The 17,927-nt window shown below is 35.7% G+C and carries 16 protein-coding genes; 7 read left to right on the top strand and 9 right to left on the bottom strand.

Annotated elements, in window-relative coordinates:
* The first annotated feature begins 184 nt into the window (after nucleotides 1-184).
* The 3 genes from CZ809_RS06160 to CZ809_RS06150 all read left to right on the top strand — a co-directional run bounded on the left by CZ809_RS06160 (nucleotide 185) and on the right by CZ809_RS06150 (nucleotide 5,636).
* Entirely contained in the window at nucleotides 185-2,860 is a 2,676-nt protein-coding gene (locus tag CZ809_RS06160) for a molybdopterin-dependent oxidoreductase (RefSeq protein ID WP_080156580.1), read from the top strand.
* Between the two features lie 667 nt (nucleotides 2,861-3,527).
* Nucleotides 3,528-4,457, top strand: coding sequence for a porin (locus CZ809_RS06155; protein ID WP_235865812.1), 930 nt, complete (start codon nucleotides 3,528-3,530; stop codon nucleotides 4,455-4,457).
* A gap of 18 nt (nucleotides 4,458-4,475) precedes the next feature.
* Nucleotides 4,476-5,636 carry an ABC transporter substrate-binding protein gene (locus tag CZ809_RS06150; protein WP_080156490.1) on the top strand — a complete coding sequence of 387 codons (1,161 nt, stop codon included), beginning with the start codon at nucleotides 4,476-4,478 and terminating at the stop codon, nucleotides 5,634-5,636.
* A gap of 237 nt (nucleotides 5,637-5,873) precedes the next feature.
* Here the strand turns inward: CZ809_RS06150 and CZ809_RS06145 are convergent, their stop codons facing one another.
* The 6 genes from CZ809_RS06145 to CZ809_RS06120 form a co-directional block, all read right to left on the bottom strand.
* On the bottom strand, nucleotides 5,874-6,350 hold the full coding sequence (locus tag CZ809_RS06145; protein WP_080156578.1) for a hypothetical protein: 477 nt from the start codon (nucleotides 6,348-6,350) through the stop codon (nucleotides 5,874-5,876).
* Between the two features lie 449 nt (nucleotides 6,351-6,799).
* Nucleotides 6,800-7,951, bottom strand: a complete 1,152-nt coding sequence (locus CZ809_RS06140; protein WP_080156489.1) for an iron-containing alcohol dehydrogenase — start codon at nucleotides 7,949-7,951, stop codon at nucleotides 6,800-6,802.
* A 253-nt stretch (nucleotides 7,952-8,204) separates the two neighbouring features.
* Nucleotides 8,205-8,447, bottom strand: a complete 243-nt coding sequence (locus tag CZ809_RS06135; RefSeq protein WP_080156488.1) for a hypothetical protein — start codon at nucleotides 8,445-8,447, stop codon at nucleotides 8,205-8,207.
* A gap of 450 nt (nucleotides 8,448-8,897) precedes the next feature.
* Nucleotides 8,898-9,530, bottom strand: a complete 633-nt coding sequence (locus tag CZ809_RS06130; RefSeq protein WP_080156487.1) for a deoxynucleoside kinase — start codon at nucleotides 9,528-9,530, stop codon at nucleotides 8,898-8,900.
* 12 nt (nucleotides 9,531-9,542) lie between these two features.
* A complete protein-coding gene (locus tag CZ809_RS06125; RefSeq protein WP_080156486.1) occupies nucleotides 9,543-9,881 on the bottom strand; it encodes a TehB family protein in 339 nt (112 codons plus the stop codon).
* Between the two features lie 265 nt (nucleotides 9,882-10,146).
* Nucleotides 10,147-11,169 (bottom strand): HoxN/HupN/NixA family nickel/cobalt transporter, encoded by a 1,023-nt coding sequence (locus CZ809_RS06120; RefSeq protein WP_080156485.1) that lies wholly within the window; start codon nucleotides 11,167-11,169, stop codon nucleotides 10,147-10,149.
* A gap of 380 nt (nucleotides 11,170-11,549) precedes the next feature.
* Between CZ809_RS06120 and tpx the strand changes: the two genes are divergently transcribed.
* Nucleotides 11,550-12,047: a thiol peroxidase gene (gene tpx, locus CZ809_RS06115; RefSeq protein ID WP_080156484.1), complete on the top strand. Its 498-nt coding sequence runs from the start codon at nucleotides 11,550-11,552 to the stop codon at nucleotides 12,045-12,047.
* Between the two features lie 57 nt (nucleotides 12,048-12,104).
* Here tpx and dpaL read toward each other — a convergent pair whose 3' ends face one another.
* From dpaL to CZ809_RS06100, 3 genes are all read right to left on the bottom strand, one after another.
* Nucleotides 12,105-13,277 carry a diaminopropionate ammonia-lyase gene (gene dpaL, locus CZ809_RS06110; protein WP_080156483.1) on the bottom strand — a complete coding sequence of 391 codons (1,173 nt, stop codon included), beginning with the start codon at nucleotides 13,275-13,277 and terminating at the stop codon, nucleotides 12,105-12,107.
* Nucleotides 13,278-13,347: 70 nt separating this feature from the next.
* Nucleotides 13,348-13,734 (bottom strand): RidA family protein, encoded by a 387-nt coding sequence (locus CZ809_RS06105; protein ID WP_080156482.1) that lies wholly within the window; start codon nucleotides 13,732-13,734, stop codon nucleotides 13,348-13,350.
* Nucleotides 13,735-13,747: 13 nt separating this feature from the next.
* On the bottom strand, nucleotides 13,748-14,425 hold the full coding sequence (locus CZ809_RS06100) for a helix-turn-helix transcriptional regulator (protein WP_080156481.1): 678 nt from the start codon (nucleotides 14,423-14,425) through the stop codon (nucleotides 13,748-13,750).
* A 333-nt stretch (nucleotides 14,426-14,758) separates the two neighbouring features.
* Between CZ809_RS06100 and CZ809_RS06095 the strand changes: the two genes are divergently transcribed.
* The 3 genes from CZ809_RS06095 (at nucleotide 14,759) to CZ809_RS06085 (ending at nucleotide 17,895) form a co-directional block, all read left to right on the top strand.
* Nucleotides 14,759-15,925, top strand: a complete 1,167-nt coding sequence (locus CZ809_RS06095) for a M24 family metallopeptidase (RefSeq protein WP_080156480.1) — start codon at nucleotides 14,759-14,761, stop codon at nucleotides 15,923-15,925.
* A gap of 66 nt (nucleotides 15,926-15,991) precedes the next feature.
* Nucleotides 15,992-16,780, top strand: coding sequence for a maleate cis-trans isomerase family protein (locus CZ809_RS06090; protein WP_080156479.1), 789 nt, complete (start codon nucleotides 15,992-15,994; stop codon nucleotides 16,778-16,780).
* Between the two features lie 140 nt (nucleotides 16,781-16,920).
* A complete protein-coding gene (locus tag CZ809_RS06085) occupies nucleotides 16,921-17,895 on the top strand; it encodes a DMT family transporter (RefSeq protein WP_080156478.1) in 975 nt (324 codons plus the stop codon).
* The last annotated feature ends 32 nt before the right edge of the window (nucleotides 17,896-17,927 follow it).

Raw genomic sequence — 17,927 nt, 5'->3', positions numbered from 1 at the left:
TTCATGATATATCCACATATATAAATAAAATAATAAAGCTATTAAAAATATTTGATAGATTATGCATTGTTAATAAGTATGATTGACGGCAAGTAATTTATTGTCATTAATAAGTATTGAGTTCAATGCGTTTAATGTCATTATTTTCAAGGCGCTTAGAATATAAATGGCAATTGGAGATATTATGTCTATTTCTCGTCGTAACTTTCTAAAATCAGCTATCGCCACGGCTATTGCAGCAAATGGTTTAACACTATTCCCCGCTAACTTTGCATTTGCTGATGATACAATTTTAATTCCTAGTGCAAGCCACTGGGGACCTTTCTATGGTGTAGTAAAAGACGGTAAATTAGTTGGTATTCAACCTCGTAAAGAAATTGATCCACTGCCAACTGAAATGTTATTAGAAGGTTTATTAAGCCGAACTTACAATAAAACACGTATCCAATATCCAATGGTGCGTAAATCATATTTAGAAAATTTAGGTGGTGACACAAAACCTGAATTACGCGGTAAAGAACCGTTTGTTAGAGTAAGTTGGGACACTGCATTACAATTAACAGCCAGTGCTATTCTGCACACAATTGAAAACAAAGGTAACCAAGGTATTTTTGACTCATCTTATGATGGTTGGTCAAATACAGGCTTATTACGCCCACCTGTTGTTCAAGGTCGTTTCTTTAATTTAATTGGTGGTTGTAGCACCACTATCGGTGACTATTCTGCGGGTGCTTCAACCGTTATTTTGCCGCACATTGTCGGTGATATGGAAGTATATTCACCACAAACAGCTTGGCCTGTTATTGAAGAAAACACTGAAGTATTTGTGTTAGTGGGTAGTGATCCTTGGAAAACCAACCGTGTTGAATTCCGTGTTGCTGATCATCAAATGCAAAGCCATTGGCTTAAGTGGAAACAAAAAGGGATTAAGTTTATTTCCATTAACCCTAAACGTACCACGACCGATCATAATTTAGACAGTGAATGGGTATCAATTATTCCAGGTACTGACACTGCACTATTTAATGCGATGGCTTTCCATTTACAAGATCAAAAATTAGCAGATCTTGAATATTTGAAAAAATATACTGTAGGTTATGAGCAATATCTTGATTACTTATTAGGTAAACAAGATGGCGTAGCTAAAACACCTGAGTGGGCAGCTAAAATTACGGGTATTCCCGCTGATGAAATTAAAAAGTTAGCCGTATTATTTAAATCTAAAAAAACCCAAATTGCAGCAGGTTGGGCCGTTCAACGAGCTGATCACGGTGAGATGATCCACTGGTCGATTATTAACTTTGCAGCAATGGCGGGTAAAATTGGTAAACCTGGCGAAGGTTTTGGTTTTAGCTGGCACTATGGTAACGGCGGTATGCCACAATCAGGTGCATCATTACCTGTAACATTAGGTCAAGGCTTTAATCCTATTTCTGCAGGTTGTCCGGTTGTACTTCAGTCTGAAATGTTACGTAATCCTGGTAAGTCATTTACTTATAATGGTCAAACTTTAAAATTCCCTGATATATCAATGGTATACAACTCAGGTAATAACCTGTTCTCACACCAACAAAATCTTAATGCTTTAATCAAAGCAATGAATGACAAAGTTGAGACTTATGTTTGTCAAGATACATGGTGGTGTGCGTCAGCGCGATTTGCTGATATTGTTTTACCAGCAACCAGTGCTTTAGAGCGGGTCGATATTACTTCTGGTGGCACATACAGTAATAATAAAGTTTATGCTATGCAGCAAGTGATTGAACCTTATGGTGAAAGTCTAGATGACTATGAGATTTTCCGCCGTTTAGCGAAGATTTTCCACGTAGAAGATAAATATACTACGGGTAAAGATATGATGACGTTGCTGAAAACAGCTTATGAGTCATCAACTGCTGCGAAAATTAAACCGTTTGATGAATTCTGGAAAGATGGCGTTACTGTTATGCCAACCCCAGAAAAAGCAGATTACTGGCAACGTCATGGTGCATTCTATGATGATCCAGAGAAACACCCATTACATACGCCATCAGGTAAAATCGAACTATACAGTGAATCTATCGCTAAAATGAAGTTGGATGACTGCCCACCAGTACCGACTTATATGCAACCGTTCGAGTTTTTAGGTAATGCTAAAGAAGGGCAATTGCATATTTTGAGCCCACATCCTTGGATGCGTTTACACTCACAAATGGCAAACGCAGATACCAATAGTTATGAGTGTGTTGATGGACGTCAGTATTTATTGATTAACGATCAAGATGCGCATGCTCAAGGCATTAAAGACGGTGATTTGGTTGAGTTACACAATGATCGTGGTGCATTACTGTGTGGTGCTAAATTATCAAAAGAAGTTCGTCGAGGCGTAGCATGTCTACATGAAGGCGCATGGATGCAACTTGATAAATTAGGTCGTTGTAATAGTGGTCAGATTAATATTATTACATCGGATCAATCATGTGGCGGACTAAGCCAAGGTACAAGTGCGAATACTTGTTTAGCATATTATAAAAAATGTACCGATCCATGTTCACCAAATAAAGCCTATGAACCACCAATGATCGAACAACCAACAGGACCAAATGATGGTTCTATTTTACCTATGGTTGATCTTAATATCGATGGTCGTATTGCATTACTTCATAAAGCAAATGCAGGTAAAAAAGCACCGAAGATCAGTCGTGGTCAAGAAATTTTCTATGCAAGTTGTACTATGTGTCATGCGGCACCTAATCCATCAGCACATACTCGTGCACAGTGGGAAGGGATCACACAAAGTATGTTCCCTCGTGCGGGTTTAAATGCAGCTGATCGTAAACTTGTCTTAGAATATTTAGATAAACACGCTGCAAAAGCGTAATAAATTTAGATTAGATATTGATTTTATATGATTAAAATCCGAACAACTCAATGGAGTGTTCGGATTTTTTTTATAAAAAAACGTAGATTATGAGGCCAATGCCACAAAATAAAACAACCGATATTGTTAAGCCTTATGATTCATAATAAATTTGTTTGGCTACGAAAATCTTGTGCCTCGTTAAGTTAATCCTGAACAATTAGCTTACGAGGCAGTCCTTCTCTTCGATTTCATTTCCCGTTTCTCTTCTTAAAATAACAGCGTTTATTAACGCTCATTCTAGTGACTATCTGGTTTTTTTTATCAGTTAATATTCAAATTATCAGAACTATCTTATTGAATTAAATAATTTTAAGCTATGGGGTTATTAGTAATTCTGCCACATTATTATTTCGCCTTTTTTGTGGCGTATTTGCCATCAAATATTCGCTGGTGGATGATGTAATTCTTACTGTTAGTGCTAACGATACGAATGTGCCTCCAGTGTTTAAATGTATAAAATTATACGATTGAAATTCGTTAAATGAACATTCCTCTAGTGAATAAATATACTTTTAAAGAATAAAAAAGAGAACAAAATTTGACAACTATTATTAAATGATTATTATTCTCATTCTCTTTTACCGAAAGGTAACATCAAATGATGCTTAATTGACTGAGGTGATTTTTGATTAATAACAATAAACTTGCTCTGGGGTTGTTATGTCTGGCAACAGCAAGTGGCACCATAAATGCAGCAACTATTTATAAAACAGACGATTCAAAATTAAATATTGGTGGTCGAATTGAAGCGCGATCTGAAAATGCAGATCATGATATTAGCGATTTAAGTCGAGCGAGAATTAAGATTTCGGGTGAGACGAAACTAACAGATACTATTAACGGTATTGGTGTTTTTGAACAAGAATTTAAAGCTGAATCAGAAAAAACACGTCACTTATATGTTGGTATTAAAGCCGCTTTAGATAATGGCTATGCAACTCTTGTATATGGTAAGACAGATGGTGCTATGAGTGTTGTTACAGATATTACCGATATTCAAGCGTTCTATGGTGCGATTGCCGCTGACAAATTTAAAGTTGGTAAGCGTATCGCTAACAGTGTTGCTACTACTTATACCAACGACTTCGGAACCACTTTAAGCGCAAACTATGCTGGAGCTGAAGGTAAAGTAAAAGGTGATTTTGATCATGGTTTCTCTGTCGCCGGATCTCAAACAATCGGCGATACTGGATTCACTACTGCGATCGGTTTTGCCAAGCAAACTAAAGTTAAACGGCAATCAAAACAACAATTTGATATTGGATTAGGTTATCAATTAAATAAATTATATCTTGGTACTTTGTATACTAAACAGAAGGTTAAGGGTGAAACGGGTAACGGTTATGATGTTGTCGCTGCGTATAAATTCAGTTCAATATATACCGCGACTATCGGATTTGGTGAATTGAATTTTGAGAATGCGAATGACACTCGTGCGGCCAATGTTGATATTACCGCAAGGTGGAATCGTCAGTTTAGAACCTATGCCGCCATTAATGTCGACACTATAAAGAACGACGTACAAGAAATGATTGGTATTCGTTACGACTTCTAACTCTCAAAAGGTTTTATTATGAAAACTCGCTTAAAGACGTTAACTATAGCTCTTGGCGCTATTGTTTCTTGCTCTGCCTTTGCCGCAGATTATCCAATGACGGTCACCGATATTACTGGTCGCTCGATTACGTTAGATCATCAACCTGAGTATATTGCACTGGGCACAGCCCGTAACTTTCCATTATTAGAAATCGTTTACGGTAAAGACGCTGGTAAGCATTTAGTCGCAATGCGTGATGATATGAAAAATTCAGCCCCTAGCATGTATGATCTTTACCTTAAACGTTATCCGTCGTTAGCGAAGGCATATAGCATTGGTAAAATCAGTAAAGGGCAATTTGATGCTGAAGCCTTTATTAACATGAAACCTAAACCTGATGTGCTGATTATTGGTTTAGATAGTGCTAAAAAAGCCCAGTCAACGGGATTGATTAACAAGCTAGATGCGGCAGGTATTCAGGTGATCACTGCTGATTTCCGTGAAAAAACTATTGCCAATACTTTAAACTCAGTGACCACTGTTGCAACTGCATTAGGCCAGCAGCAACGAGGTCAAGCCTTCTCTGATTATTACCTTAAACACTTAAACCATATTAAGGATGTAATTGCACAACATCCTGAAATTAAATCAAAAAATGTCTTTCTTGAAACGGCAGCAGGCTATACCTTTGAATCTTGCTGTGATACCTATTCTGGTGGCAATATGAGTGATTTTATTACTCTATTAAAAGCTGAAAATATTGCAACAAAGCCATTAAAAGGGGCACATAAAGGAGTAATGTCACCGGAAACAATCATTACCGCCAATACGGATGTTTATATTATGCAGTCAGCAGGGTGGATTGAGAAGAAAACAGGTAAAGCGACCCATGGCATTCCATTAGGTTATGCAATGAACACTCAGGCTATAACAGATCAAACTAAATTGCTGATGTCTCGTGATTGGTTAAAAGCAACCAAAGCATTCCAAACTAAGGATGTTTACGCTGTCTATAAACCGTTTTACAACTCGCCTTATAATCTTGTTGCTCTTGAATATTTCGCTAAATGGATTCGCCCTGAATTATTTAACGATCTCAATCCTGAGCGTACCTTTGAGGAAATGAATAAACAGCTTGGTGATCATGATGTGAAAGGTATTTTTGGGATCAGTAATTTTGAAGTAATGACACAGTAGTTTCTGTTTAGTTAAATAAATATTGAGTATTAATATTAGAAGACTTAAAGCCTGTTGATAATAAAATTAGTAGGTTTTTTTATAAAATAAATATAAGTTAATGTTCTTATATAGTAATTAATTTATATAATCTGAATAAATATTTATTAGGTTAAATGGTTTATAATAAGATTGTTTACAACTAAGCGTTAGTTATTATTTTAAAATAGCCCCTATAGTAGAGGCTTTAAATCAATCTTATGATTTGCTAATCGCTTTTATATACATAATTAAAACCATACCTAGACCTAATAATTGCCATAGATACTGACCATCAGATGATCCCGCAATGGTTTGACTAAAGAGTAAAACACTGGTTACGAATAGTGATGCAGTCGCTGCTCGTTTTGTTAAGTCATTATTTTCATTATGCATAAATTCACATTTTAGGATAGCAATTATAATCATAACAGCAGGTAAACATTGAAGAAAAATGATGACTGGAAATAAAATGTCATATGCAGGAGTAAACAGTGTGTGTGCTACCTCTGATTTATTCCAGCCTCCTGTTATATATGATTCCCACCCAGCCCATGAGTCGCCTTTATTGGACTCTGTTGGGTTGAATGCTGCAATGGTTACACCAAAAAACTTATCAATAAATCCATTTTTAAACCAAAAGGCGAAAAGAAAAATTTGAACAGGAATTATTTGGAAGTTTAATTTTTTTAAAATATTCATTGTGTAAATGTCCTTATAAAATATAAAACATAGCTATATGGAATTGGGTGTTTATAGTTTGTAATTGTTTTTTTACCTTTCTTTATTATAGATATAATAATGTTACAATTTATTTGTAAGTGTTGGTATGGTTATTTGTTTACTATTAATTAAATGTTTGTTTTCAATTTTATTAAAAATGATGGCTGGCGATTTGAAATGAAATATTAAATATATTACTTTTAAAAAATAATATATTTAATATTTGTATGTTTCTGGTTGGTGTTATTTTTTTGGCGTGTATGTGAGGGAAATATACTTCTAATTTATAAAGGATAACAATATGTAAGGTCTTAGCTTGGAAAAATAATCATTTAAGAAAATTAATAATATAAAAAGACCACTAATCATAAATCAGTAGTCTTTTGTTTGTTAAAGTCTGTAATTATTGATAGTCAGAATAATTACATCCGTGCTTTAAATATATTAACGATTTCTTCTAGGCTAGCTTTACGTGGGTTAGTTAAAGAACATGCATCGTTTAGGGCGTTTTGCGCCATAAATGCGAGCTTATCTTCTGTAACCCCAAGATCTGCTAAACGTTGTTTAGTACCAACTGCTGCTGATAAACCATCAATTGCTTCAAGGACTGCGTTAACTGCTTGCTCTTGTGTCATCGTTGCCGTATCAATCCCCATTGCTTTGGCGATATCAACAAAACGCTCAGGTACTTGTTTGGCATTAAAGCGTGACACTTCAGCAAGTAGAATAGCGTTACATAGGCCGTGTGACAGGTCGTAAACACCACCTAATTGGTGCGCCATTGAGTGCACGTAACCGAGAGAAGCATTTGAGAATGCCATTCCCGCTAAGTACTCACCGTACTGCATTGCATCACGAGCTGCACGGTCTTGACCGTTACTTACTACTGCTTCTAAGTTATTAACAATCAACTCAATCGCTTTGATGGCTGATGCATCCGTGATTGGTGTTGCAGCGGTTGAAACATAGGCTTCAACAGCGTGAGTTAATGCGTCCATACCTGTGGTTGCGGTTAGGAACTTAGGCATTGCGACCATTAGTTCTGAATCGTTAACGGCAATAATAGGGGTGAAGTGCTTATCAACTACTGGGTATTTAGTTTGATCTTGTTGGTTAGTGATGATCGCAAATACTGTCATTTCTGATGCCGTACCCGCTGTTGTATTCACTGTTACCAATGGCAGTTGTGGTTTTTTCGATAAGTGAACACCTTTAGAGTAATCACGAATATGACCCCCGTTAGCTGCAACTAGCGCAATACCTTTTGCTGTATCGTGTGATGAACCACCACCAAATGAAATCACGAAGTCTGCTTTGCTTTCAGCCAATAGGGCAAGACCATCTTCGATATTTTTCTCTGTTGGATTAGGCTGCACACCATCATAGATAACGTAATCAAGGTTATGTGCTGTTAGCTCATCTGTTAGCTTACTAACCAGACCCACTTCAACTAACACACTATCAGTAACGATAAGTGCTTTTTTCAATTCTTTTGACGCTAATTCAGCACCTAGAGATTGAATTGCATTAGGACCCATTAAGGTGACAGGTGGCATGTAAAATACATTGCTCATAGTAAAGCTCCGATAATTATTGATTAATTTATAATGACTTACCGCGATAGCCATAAGTCTGAATTTATTTGATGTCATGTTATAAACGACTGATGATGTAATATGCCATATCGAACTTAGTGGTTATGATTGGTGTCGATATGATTATTTTACACCTTGCTATTTTGGTAACAATAAATATAAAACCAAAACACTTTTACTTATAAGTAATAATGAAATTGTACGTTAAGTGTAATTACCTACTGCAAAACTATTACTTATCCGCTGCGGAGAGTAGTTTTTCTGCAAACGTCATCTGAGTGTTTTTATTTGTGATGACAATACCTGAATGTGATTTGTCAGTAGTACCATTTACCGCGTAATGTCTTGCAATCACAGTGTTATTAGCTTTGTTGTTGAAACTAACATTACCTGTGAATGCGCCATCACGTGCAGATGCAGTGTAAGAAGTAGCGATAATAGCGGTAGCGATAATTGCTTTAATAACTGTTTTCATGAGTCGTATAACCTTATATTTATAATTGTTTGTCAACGCTGTTTGCGTTTTGATGGGGGTATATTAACAATTACCAAAAACAAAACAATAACGTCAAAATGAAAAAGATTATTACCATTTTGTAATGATTGACGTGGTAAAAGGATATGGTCGGTAGTTTGTTGGAATATAGATAAAATCCCAATAAGCGTTAATAATTTTTTAAGTATGAAGTGAGCTTCTGGTTATTTTTATATTCTAATGATCATGTGAGGTGACTAATCATGAAGGTAAATTAAATTTCTGCTTTTATAGTGATTTTTCTGGTGGGTATATTTTTGAATTTTACACGGTGAATTGAGGTTAAAGGCAGTAGCTCCGATTTCATATAATAGTTATTACATGAAATCGGGAGAAGGATAATAATAGATGTATTTCTTAATTTTATATTACTTAATCTTCATAATATAATTATTCTAAATTCAAGCCAGATAATTTAACTCTTAGTAAATCCATCGCATTTGGATTATCCCAATCAACTTCGATTAATGTCGTTCCCATTTTATGACAAGCTTGAGGTAATACGGCGTCATGAAATGCACTCAGATCAGTCAAATAACGTAATGATAAGGTCATTTCTTCAGGGCGAGCTCTTTTTCGCATCCTTTGATAAGCAATTTCAGGTTTGGTTTTTAAATAAATACAATAATCGATTGTTGGGTAGTCGTGGATTTTAGCAATTAAATGTTTATAGCAATCCATATGTTTGGCGGCATCTTCAACGGTATTTTCGTAGTTTGACATGCAAGCATGAGTAAATACGAGATCACTTAATAAAGATCGTTCGATAACATAACGCTTATTAGGATTTAAGTTTTTTAATAAATTAGATCGTTGCGTTGTTATGTAATACTGAAAGTTATTGCGAGCATTAACATTTGATGGATCACAGCTAAATAATCCTAGTAATCGTTGAAATTCTGGATCTGTATCTACGGGCTCTAAAATAGTGACGGCTTGTAGCATTGCTGCGAGTTTAGGTAATAAAGTCGATTTACCTGAGCCAATATTGCCTTCAATACATATAATGAGAGCTTTCTGCATATACTTATTTCTCTATTTTTTACCTGAAAATAAGACTTCGCTTTTCTTATCTGCATCAGACCAAAAATTAATATTAAATTGAGCATCATCCGATAATTCAATACGGTGCCAATATTGAGGTGGACTTGTGGCAAATTGACCTGCATTTATTTCTACACGCACTTCTGGTTCTGTTGCGGTGCTATTAGCAAAGCCATAATAAACCACTTGCCCTTCCATGACGCATAGCTGACCAAAGACATCTTTCGCTGTGTTGTGATGCGACAAGAGTACTGGCGGTACATTTTCCTTTGTAAAAAATGCTGTTGACCGTTGAATTGTCCAATTTTTAGGTATTCTTAAATGGCTCATAGGTACACTCCGTTAACGTCTAAAAGATGTATTAATAATACATCTTTAGTGATGAGTTTCAAGTTAAATGATAATTATTATCATGTGGATTATTATTTTTTTATCTAATATATTGTTTTTATAGGAGTTAATGAATCGAATTGTTTTGGGTTATGATAGTGAAGTCGTACTTTTAAATGGAAATATCTAAGTTGAGAGAAATTCTATTGTTAGGTATAGATAAGAGGCCACGGAGAATACGGCCTCTTATTTTTAATTTAATCGGTTAAATTGGTTGATCAAGTTTATCGTAACTGTGTAGCTTATAATTAATAATAGACAGTATCCAACAGCCAATAAATATCGCAATGACTCCAATACCGACGATACCAAAATGATCGGTCATGGTATTAATGCCATCCCAAAACGAGCCGCTTAATTTTAAACTTGATGCAATGGCGCTTAATGCTTCTAAGCCACCAATGATCAACGCCACGATCACAGAAATACCTGTAATGGTCATGTTGTAGTAAAGCTTACGTGATGGTTTTGAGAATGCCCAGCCATAGGCGCCAAGCATTACTAGGTTATCAAGAGTATCAATTAACGACATGCCGACAGTAAATAAGACCGGGAAGATCATAATTAACCAGATATTCATTCCTTGAGAGGCATTGGTTGCTGATAGTGCTAATAAGGTGATTTCAGTAGCGGTATCAAAGCCTAAGCCAAACAGAAAACCGATAAAATACATGTGCCAGCTTTTATTGATAAATTTGAATGAAAAATGGAAAAGTTTATTTAATGGACCGGTTAATTGAATATTTAAATCCGCATCTGTTGGGCGAATACCTTGTTTATAAGCATTGAATTTTTTATAGACTGAAAGAAAAATTCTAAGGTTGATATAGGCCATAATTAATAAAAATAAAATAGAAACGCTAGTACCTATAATGCCGCCAATATCGCTGATAAAAGGGATTTTTGACTTAAATGTACCAACGGTTAACGCAATGGCTGCCGCGGCTAGCATTACAATAGTTGAATGGCCTAGCGAGAAAAAAGTACCAATGGTGATGGGTTTTTTACCTTGTTCCATCATTTTTCGAGTGGTGGTATCAATTGCTGCGATATGATCAGCATCTACAGCATGGCGTAAACCTAAGGACCATGCTAATAGCGACATACCAAGCATTGCAGGGTGTTGATAGAAGGCAAGTACAGCAATTACCCACACTATTATATTGATCAAAATAAGGCTAGATACCAGCCATATCGCGTTTTTTTTCGTATTATCGCTGATTTTCATTATATTTAGTCTCTAGTCTTTATTGATTATGTTTAGAACGTTACGCTAAGAGGATGAGTGAAAATTAATGTTTATTAACAGCGTAAACTAAATATAATATTTCTGTTTTAATAATAGTTATCATTCTCTTTACTTTTGATAGTTATCTTTGTCCATGTATTGAATTTATAATATTTTCTTGTTTTTTATCATTGAGTTATCTTTTTGTTATTAACAATAAAGCCACTTTTTATTTGTGGGTTATACGTTATCCGTCATTATAAACATCCCTTTGACGTATGTATTTAATTTTTAATGGTTGTTATATCGATAAAAGTAGCACAGTATATTTTGGCTCTTTAAATACAAAAATAATTTAAAAGAATAAAAAGGTGAATGTTATGTCAGTAACTGTTGAAGGCAAAAAATTATCAGTATTAGGTCAATTCCCACAAGCAGGACAACCCGCACCAGAGTTTACACTTTGTGGTGCAGATCTTGGTGATTTGACACTGAGTTCACTTAAAGGAAAGAAGGTTGTTTTAAATATATTCCCAAGTGTTGATACGCCTATTTGTGCGATGAGTGTACGCGCGTTTAATAAAATGGCGGCGGATGTTGATAATACGGTTGTAGTTTGTATTTCAGCCGATCTTCCATTTGCTGCAAGTCGTTTCTGTGCTGCAGAAGGGCTTGAAAATGTTAAAACAGCGTCATTTTTCCGTGAGCCTCAGTTTACCCAAGCATACGGTGTAAATATTAATGAAGGGCCATTAAAAGGTTTAGCTGCGCGTGCTGTGATTATTTTAAATGAAGATGGTCAAGTGACTTACAGTGAACGCGTTGCTGAGATTAAACATGAACCTAATTATGAAGCAGCAATGATGGCTTTACGCTAAAAAAAGAATCCCTCTAGCTTATAGGTTAGAGGGTTTTTTATTTATTGATGTTATTGATTAGATATTACAACCTTCCCAAACAATACGGCGATAACGGATTGGATTGGTGTCACCTTCAGTGCTAAAGATCATAACCACAGCATCTTTATTTAAGCCCATTTTTTTAGCTTCAGTTTTTCCTGATTCTGTTGTCATTAATTGATAAAGAATACCCATTGATAATGCGCCAGATTCACCACTAACAATGCAGTTATCACCTTGTAGTGGGTTACCTAAAATACGCATACCTAAAGCAGTAATACTGTCTTCTGCTGAGATAAATGTATGACTACTATCTCGTAAAATTGGCCATGTTATTGGATTGGGCTCGCCACAAGCAAGACCTGCCATAATAGAAGATAGATCCCCTGTTACATTAACCATTTCACCCTTGTTCCCTGAACGGTAAATGCAATCAGCGGCTGATGGTTCACCAATAATCGTTTTTATATTTTCGGAGCCTAAACGATCCACTAAGTAACCTAATATTCCCCCCGCCATTGCACCAACACCGGCTTGCAGCATGACATGAGTTGGTAAGCCTTCGTTAGCATTCTCCGCCTGATCAATCGCTTCATCTGCCATTGTCATGTAACCTTGAGAAATCCAAGTGGGAATTTGTTCATAACCATCCCAAGCAGTATCTTGAACCAGCATCCAACCATTATCTTCAGCTGTTTTATTGGCTAAACGCACTGTATCGTCGTAATTAACATCTGTAACGATGCATTCAGCACCTAATCCTTGAATACGTTCAACACTTGCTTGGGGGGAGCCTTTTGGCATATAAACAACTGCTTTTTGCCCCATTTCCCTAGCGGCCCAAGCAACTCCTGTTCCATGATTTCCTGCTGTTGCAGTTGTAAATACTAATGGCTGTTTTAATTTATTAGCGACTGTTTTTAAATCAATTTCATTAATATTAATATTTAAATGTTTAGCTAAAACACGACCTAATGCATAAGATCCACCAAGTACTTTAAAAGCATTTAAACCAAAGCGTTTTGATTCATCTTTTATTAGGATCGCTTTAACACCAAGATAAGCAGCCAAGTGAGGCAATGAAACTAATGGTGTTGGACTGTAGCCTTCAATTTGTTGATGAAAAGCACGTGTTTCTTGAGCTATTTTCTGAGTAAATAAAACACTTTTATTACCGTTATAATGTCGGTTAGCTGATACGTTTAGCATGGCGTTCACTTTATAATAAATACGTAGAAGAAAGAGGCAAATGGCGGGTTCTATTTGCCTTTATAAATGCTTACTTATTAATAAAAGCAATTGCTTCTACTTCAACAAGAGCATCTTTAGGTAATCGGGCAGCTTCGATACATGAGCGAGCTGGTGCCATTTCTGTGCCAAAAAATTCAGTATAGACTTCATTGAATGCAGCAAAATTTTCCATATCAGAAAGGAAGCATGTTGTTTTTAATACGCTATCCATTGATGCACCTGATTGTTCTAAAATCGCTTTTAAATTCGTTAGAGATTGGTGAGCTTGTGCTTTAATGCCACCTTCTGCAAATGTCATTGTCGCAGGATCAAGAGGTAATTGACCTGAAGTAAACACAATGTTTTGAAATGCTAATGCTTGAGAATATGGACCAATTGCTGCAGGCGCTGAATCTGTGTGTATTTGAGTTTTCATTATTTATCTCTTTTTATGATTTAAACTCACGCAAATATTTATAAATAGCGTGTCGAGTTATACCTAATCGTTCTGAAACTATTGCTGTTGCTTCTTTTAATTCAAAGATGCCATTTTCAAACAATATTTTCGTTATCGTTTTATTCTTTGTTTTTAGATTTATAGAGGTATCGTTTTCAACATCAATAATGGCGTGTTCTAAAGCATGATCAATAACATCATTAGCACTCGCACTGAAATTTTCACTCACAGTAATATTGGGGTGATTCATATCAGGCATAAGTGTTTTTATTATTTCAGGGAAAGGAAAAGATAGGTTCATATTGATACAGAACATACCAATAGGTTTTTCATTTTCTCCCATCAACATGCATGTTGTTGATTTAAGTAAAGCGCCATCTTTACTTTGAGTAAAGTAGCTTTTTGGTGTTACTTCACCTGTTTTTTCAAATGCGCTGAGCATTCTCAATCCTAAATCTGTTAACGGCGAACCCAGTTTTCTTCCTGTGTGATGACCGTTCACAATTTTAACGACTGATTTTTCAATATGTTCGAATGAATGAATAACAACCTCACTATGAGGCCCAATAAAATCAGCAATCGTATCGGCGAGTCGAAAATAAGAACATAAAATTTCTTTGTCTCTTTCACTAAATATTGTTACTTGTGAATTTGCTGTTTTTTTATTCATCATTACGCACTTTGGTTAACTTAAGTTGACTTAAGTTTGATGTAAAGAAGAGTCTATATCAACTCTAAAATCTAAATTCGTGAACTATAAGAAGCTATTTTTAGACTATAGGCAATAATTTTAATCATTAAAGTTTACAAAAGTTGACTTTTATCACCAATTTAATTCAAAAATCAAAACTTAAAGTCACAAAAGTTAACTATGGTGGTTTGGTCACATTATTTTGCATTTAAATACGTAAACTCCTTATCAACGTCAACAATTGTTAACTTTATTGCAACTTGTATAGACAAGTTGTAATTAAAAAGACTGAATGTAATAGGGAATAAGATAATGAACGACTATTTAATGCGTGGTTTTGAAGTCGCTGAGTTTGAACAACGTACAATGAAAGCGCAGCAGATTATGCGTGAGTTGAAATTAGATGCAATGCTATTAACCACAGAGCCAAATGTTCGTTATTTTACAGGTTTTCATACTCAATTTTGGCATAGCCCAACTCGTCCTTGGTTCTTAATTATTCCTGCTGAAGGTAAGCCTACTGCTATCATTCCAGAGATAGGTGCAAGTGGTATGGCGGGGACTTGGATTGATAATATTATTACTTGGCCATCGCCTCGACCAGAAGATGATGGAATTAGCCTTGTTGCCAGCTTTTTAAATTCATTACCTTGTCGTTTTGGTCGTGTTGGTGCGACATTAGGTATTGAATCTCATCTACGTATGCCTGTTAATAATTACCTTAAGTTAACGACATTAGTGAAAAAAACATTTGTTGATGCATCATTGCCGATGCATGAAATTCGTCAAGTTAAATCTGCAGCTGAAATTGCAAAGGTAAAGGAAATTTGTCGTATTACGAATGTTGGTTTTGCCAAGGTTCCTGAATATGCTAAATCAGGAATGACAGAACGTGAAATTTGTAAACGTTTCCGTATTGATATGTTGATGGAAGGTGCTGATGAATGCCCATATATTATTGCTGGCTCAGGCCCCGATGGCTATGACAGCATTATTATGGGACCAACTGATCGTGTTATTGAAGATGGTGATGTACTGATTATTGATACTGGTGCAGTACGCGATGGTTATTTCTCTGATTTTGATCGTAACTGGGCTTTTGGTTCTGCAAGTGAGCAAACTAAAGCAGCTTATCGTGCTGTATATGATGCAACAACCAAAGGATTTGAAGCGGTTAAACCAGGCGCGACAACATCAGATATTTATAATGCAATGTGGTCAGTACTAGAAGCTAATGGTGCATTAGGTAATGACGTTGGTCGTTTAGGCCATGGTTTAGGAATGGAATTAACTGAACGTCCATCAAATACGGCAACAGACAATACATTATTAAAACCTGGAATGGTAATGACTTTAGAACCGGGGATGGTTTACGCCCCTGGTAAATCAATGGTTCATGAAGAAAATATTGTCATTACTGAAAATGGTGCGGAATGGCTTTCTGAACGTGCTGAACCTGAACTAATTATAATTAAATAAAATATAACAATAATAAGGGCTAATTATTATTAGCCCTAAAAATATCGACAAGAAGAGACCCTACGAATGAACACAATTAATGAATTTAAACAATTTGAAAAAAAATTAGATTATATTGCAGCACCTCGAATTAATCGTACTCATATTGGTTTGGTACAATTAAGTACTGATCACTCTTTAGAGATGGATTGGGCTAAATTAGTTGGAACACAAGCTGCCGTATTTAGTACTCGTGTTTTTTATAATAGTGAAATGACACCTGAAGCTTTGGATAATATTGCTAATGGTATTAGTGAAGGTTCAGATCTTATTGCAAATGGTTTACCAATGGATGTAATGGCTTTTGGTTGTACTTCTGCATCTATTATTATTGGTGAAGAACGAGTTGGACAATTACTAACGCAAAACCGAGATAATATTCCAGCGACGAACCCATGGACAGCTGCTAAAGCGGCATTTAATCACTTAAAAGCCAAAAAGATCGCGGTTTTTTCTCCTTATCCAACTGAAGTTAATTACCCATTATATCAACAGCTTAAAGATGAAGGGTTTGATGTTGTTGTATTAGGCTCATTAGGCATTGAACGTGATACAGATATTACTACAGTATCAAAAGAGTCGATGATAACAGCTCTAGAACAAATATTACCAGAATCAGGCGCTGACCTTGTTTTTATGTCTTGTACTAATTTACGTGTGCTCGACCATATTCAAGAGATAGAAGATCGCTTTGAGATCCCTGTTATTTGCAGTAATTCAGCTATGTTTTGGCATGCTATGGATCTGGCTGGAAAAACTGCTTGCTGTCCTGGATATGGACGTTTATTAAATAGTGATAACCCCTATTTAGAATAACCTAATAATATTTTCTACCGTACCAAGATCTAAAGTTATAGGTTACCGATCGTCCTTATTTAATCAATGGAATAAAGCTGAAGTATTCAGCCTGTGGGGACGTTCGTCTTAAATTTAATGGATAATAAAGGATTTAAATTATGAACCGTACGACAATGGGTTGGACTGCTGCAATATTTATTGGGCTTTTATGGGGGATTCCATGGATTGTAGGAACACCTATTCTTGAAGTAATGGATGCTCAAGTACTTGTTTGGGCCCGTTATACTATTGCATTTATGACGCTTGCTCTAATTTTAAAAGTTGGTACAGCAACGGGAAAATTAACAACGAAAAAAGAATTTAAATTAAATTGGGAAAATCGCCACGATATTATATGGTCAGCAGCGTGTGGTATTATCGGACAAGGTGCTTTTAGTTTCTTTTCATTTTTATCTCTTGATTATATTACAGCATCAGAAAATGGTGTTATTCAAGGTTTAATTCCTATTCTTATCTTAACCGTTGGTTTCTTTCGTCATAATGCAAGATTTACTCCATTACAAATGGTCGCAGCATTAGGTGCTTTTGTTGGTGTTGCTATTTTGGTTATGGATCCAAAATCAGAAACAAATGGTTTCAATATTGGTCATTTAATCTGTTTTGCAAGTGCTGCCAGTTTTGCCACAATGGCCTATGCTCGTGCTGAGTTAGCTGAGAAATATGGTTCTGTTGCAACAATGTTCCATCAATTTGTATTTGCTTCAATTGGTTTCGGGTTATATCTTCTTGTAACAAATGCAGATTTAAGTTCAGCCTTAGGTATTTTTAGCTCACCATTACGAATCCTTTGTATTACGATTCTTGGTGTTGGTATCTCAGGTATCAGTTATTTAATTTATATTTATGCTATGGAGCGTGTTGGTGTTGATGGAACAGGAATGGCACTAAATTTAATGCCTCTATCATCTTTTGTCCTGGCTGTTTTTGCTCTTGGTGAATCCGTAACTCCTATGCGTTTACTTGCAATAGCTGTCGTGATTATTTCAATGATGATGTTTATGAAGTTTGGTAATAATAAACAACAAGAAACAACAGAACAAAAAGTGAATAAATTAAAACCTCAAAAAGCATAATTAAATATTAACGCGCAGTCGATAATAGATAA

Origin of the sequence: Photobacterium piscicola, assembly GCF_900166965.1 — a bacterium.
Taxonomy (GTDB): Bacteria; Pseudomonadota; Gammaproteobacteria; order Enterobacterales; family Vibrionaceae; genus Photobacterium; species Photobacterium piscicola.
Note: the sequence above shows the minus strand (reverse complement) of the source record. Positions and strands in the feature narration are given on the sequence as shown.

What these genes read in the sequence shown, in the direction of transcription:
- CZ809_RS06160 (WP_080156580.1), top strand. Translation starts at nt 185, where the DNA reads ATGTCTATTTCTCGTCGTAACTTTCTAAAATCAGCTATCGCCACGGCT.
- CZ809_RS06150 (WP_080156490.1), top strand. Translation starts at nt 4,476, where the DNA reads ATGAAAACTCGCTTAAAGACGTTAACTATAGCTCTTGGCGCTATTGTT.
- CZ809_RS06140 (WP_080156489.1), bottom strand. Translation starts at nt 7,951, where the DNA reads ATGAGCAATGTATTTTACATGCCACCTGTCACCTTAATGGGTCCTAAT.
- CZ809_RS06135 (WP_080156488.1), bottom strand. Translation starts at nt 8,447, where the DNA reads ATGAAAACAGTTATTAAAGCAATTATCGCTACCGCTATTATCGCTACT.
- CZ809_RS06130 (WP_080156487.1), bottom strand. Translation starts at nt 9,530, where the DNA reads ATGCAGAAAGCTCTCATTATATGTATTGAAGGCAATATTGGCTCAGGT.
- CZ809_RS06125 (WP_080156486.1), bottom strand. Translation starts at nt 9,881, where the DNA reads ATGAGCCATTTAAGAATACCTAAAAATTGGACAATTCAACGGTCAACA.
- CZ809_RS06120 (WP_080156485.1), bottom strand. Translation starts at nt 11,169, where the DNA reads ATGAAAATCAGCGATAATACGAAAAAAAACGCGATATGGCTGGTATCT.
- tpx (WP_080156484.1), top strand. Translation starts at nt 11,550, where the DNA reads ATGTCAGTAACTGTTGAAGGCAAAAAATTATCAGTATTAGGTCAATTC.
- dpaL (WP_080156483.1), bottom strand. Translation starts at nt 13,277, where the DNA reads ATGCTAAACGTATCAGCTAACCGACATTATAACGGTAATAAAAGTGTT.
- CZ809_RS06105 (WP_080156482.1), bottom strand. Translation starts at nt 13,734, where the DNA reads ATGAAAACTCAAATACACACAGATTCAGCGCCTGCAGCAATTGGTCCA.
- CZ809_RS06100 (WP_080156481.1), bottom strand. Translation starts at nt 14,425, where the DNA reads ATGAATAAAAAAACAGCAAATTCACAAGTAACAATATTTAGTGAAAGA.
- CZ809_RS06095 (WP_080156480.1), top strand. Translation starts at nt 14,759, where the DNA reads ATGAACGACTATTTAATGCGTGGTTTTGAAGTCGCTGAGTTTGAACAA.
- CZ809_RS06090 (WP_080156479.1), top strand. Translation starts at nt 15,992, where the DNA reads ATGAACACAATTAATGAATTTAAACAATTTGAAAAAAAATTAGATTAT.
- CZ809_RS06085 (WP_080156478.1), top strand. Translation starts at nt 16,921, where the DNA reads ATGAACCGTACGACAATGGGTTGGACTGCTGCAATATTTATTGGGCTT.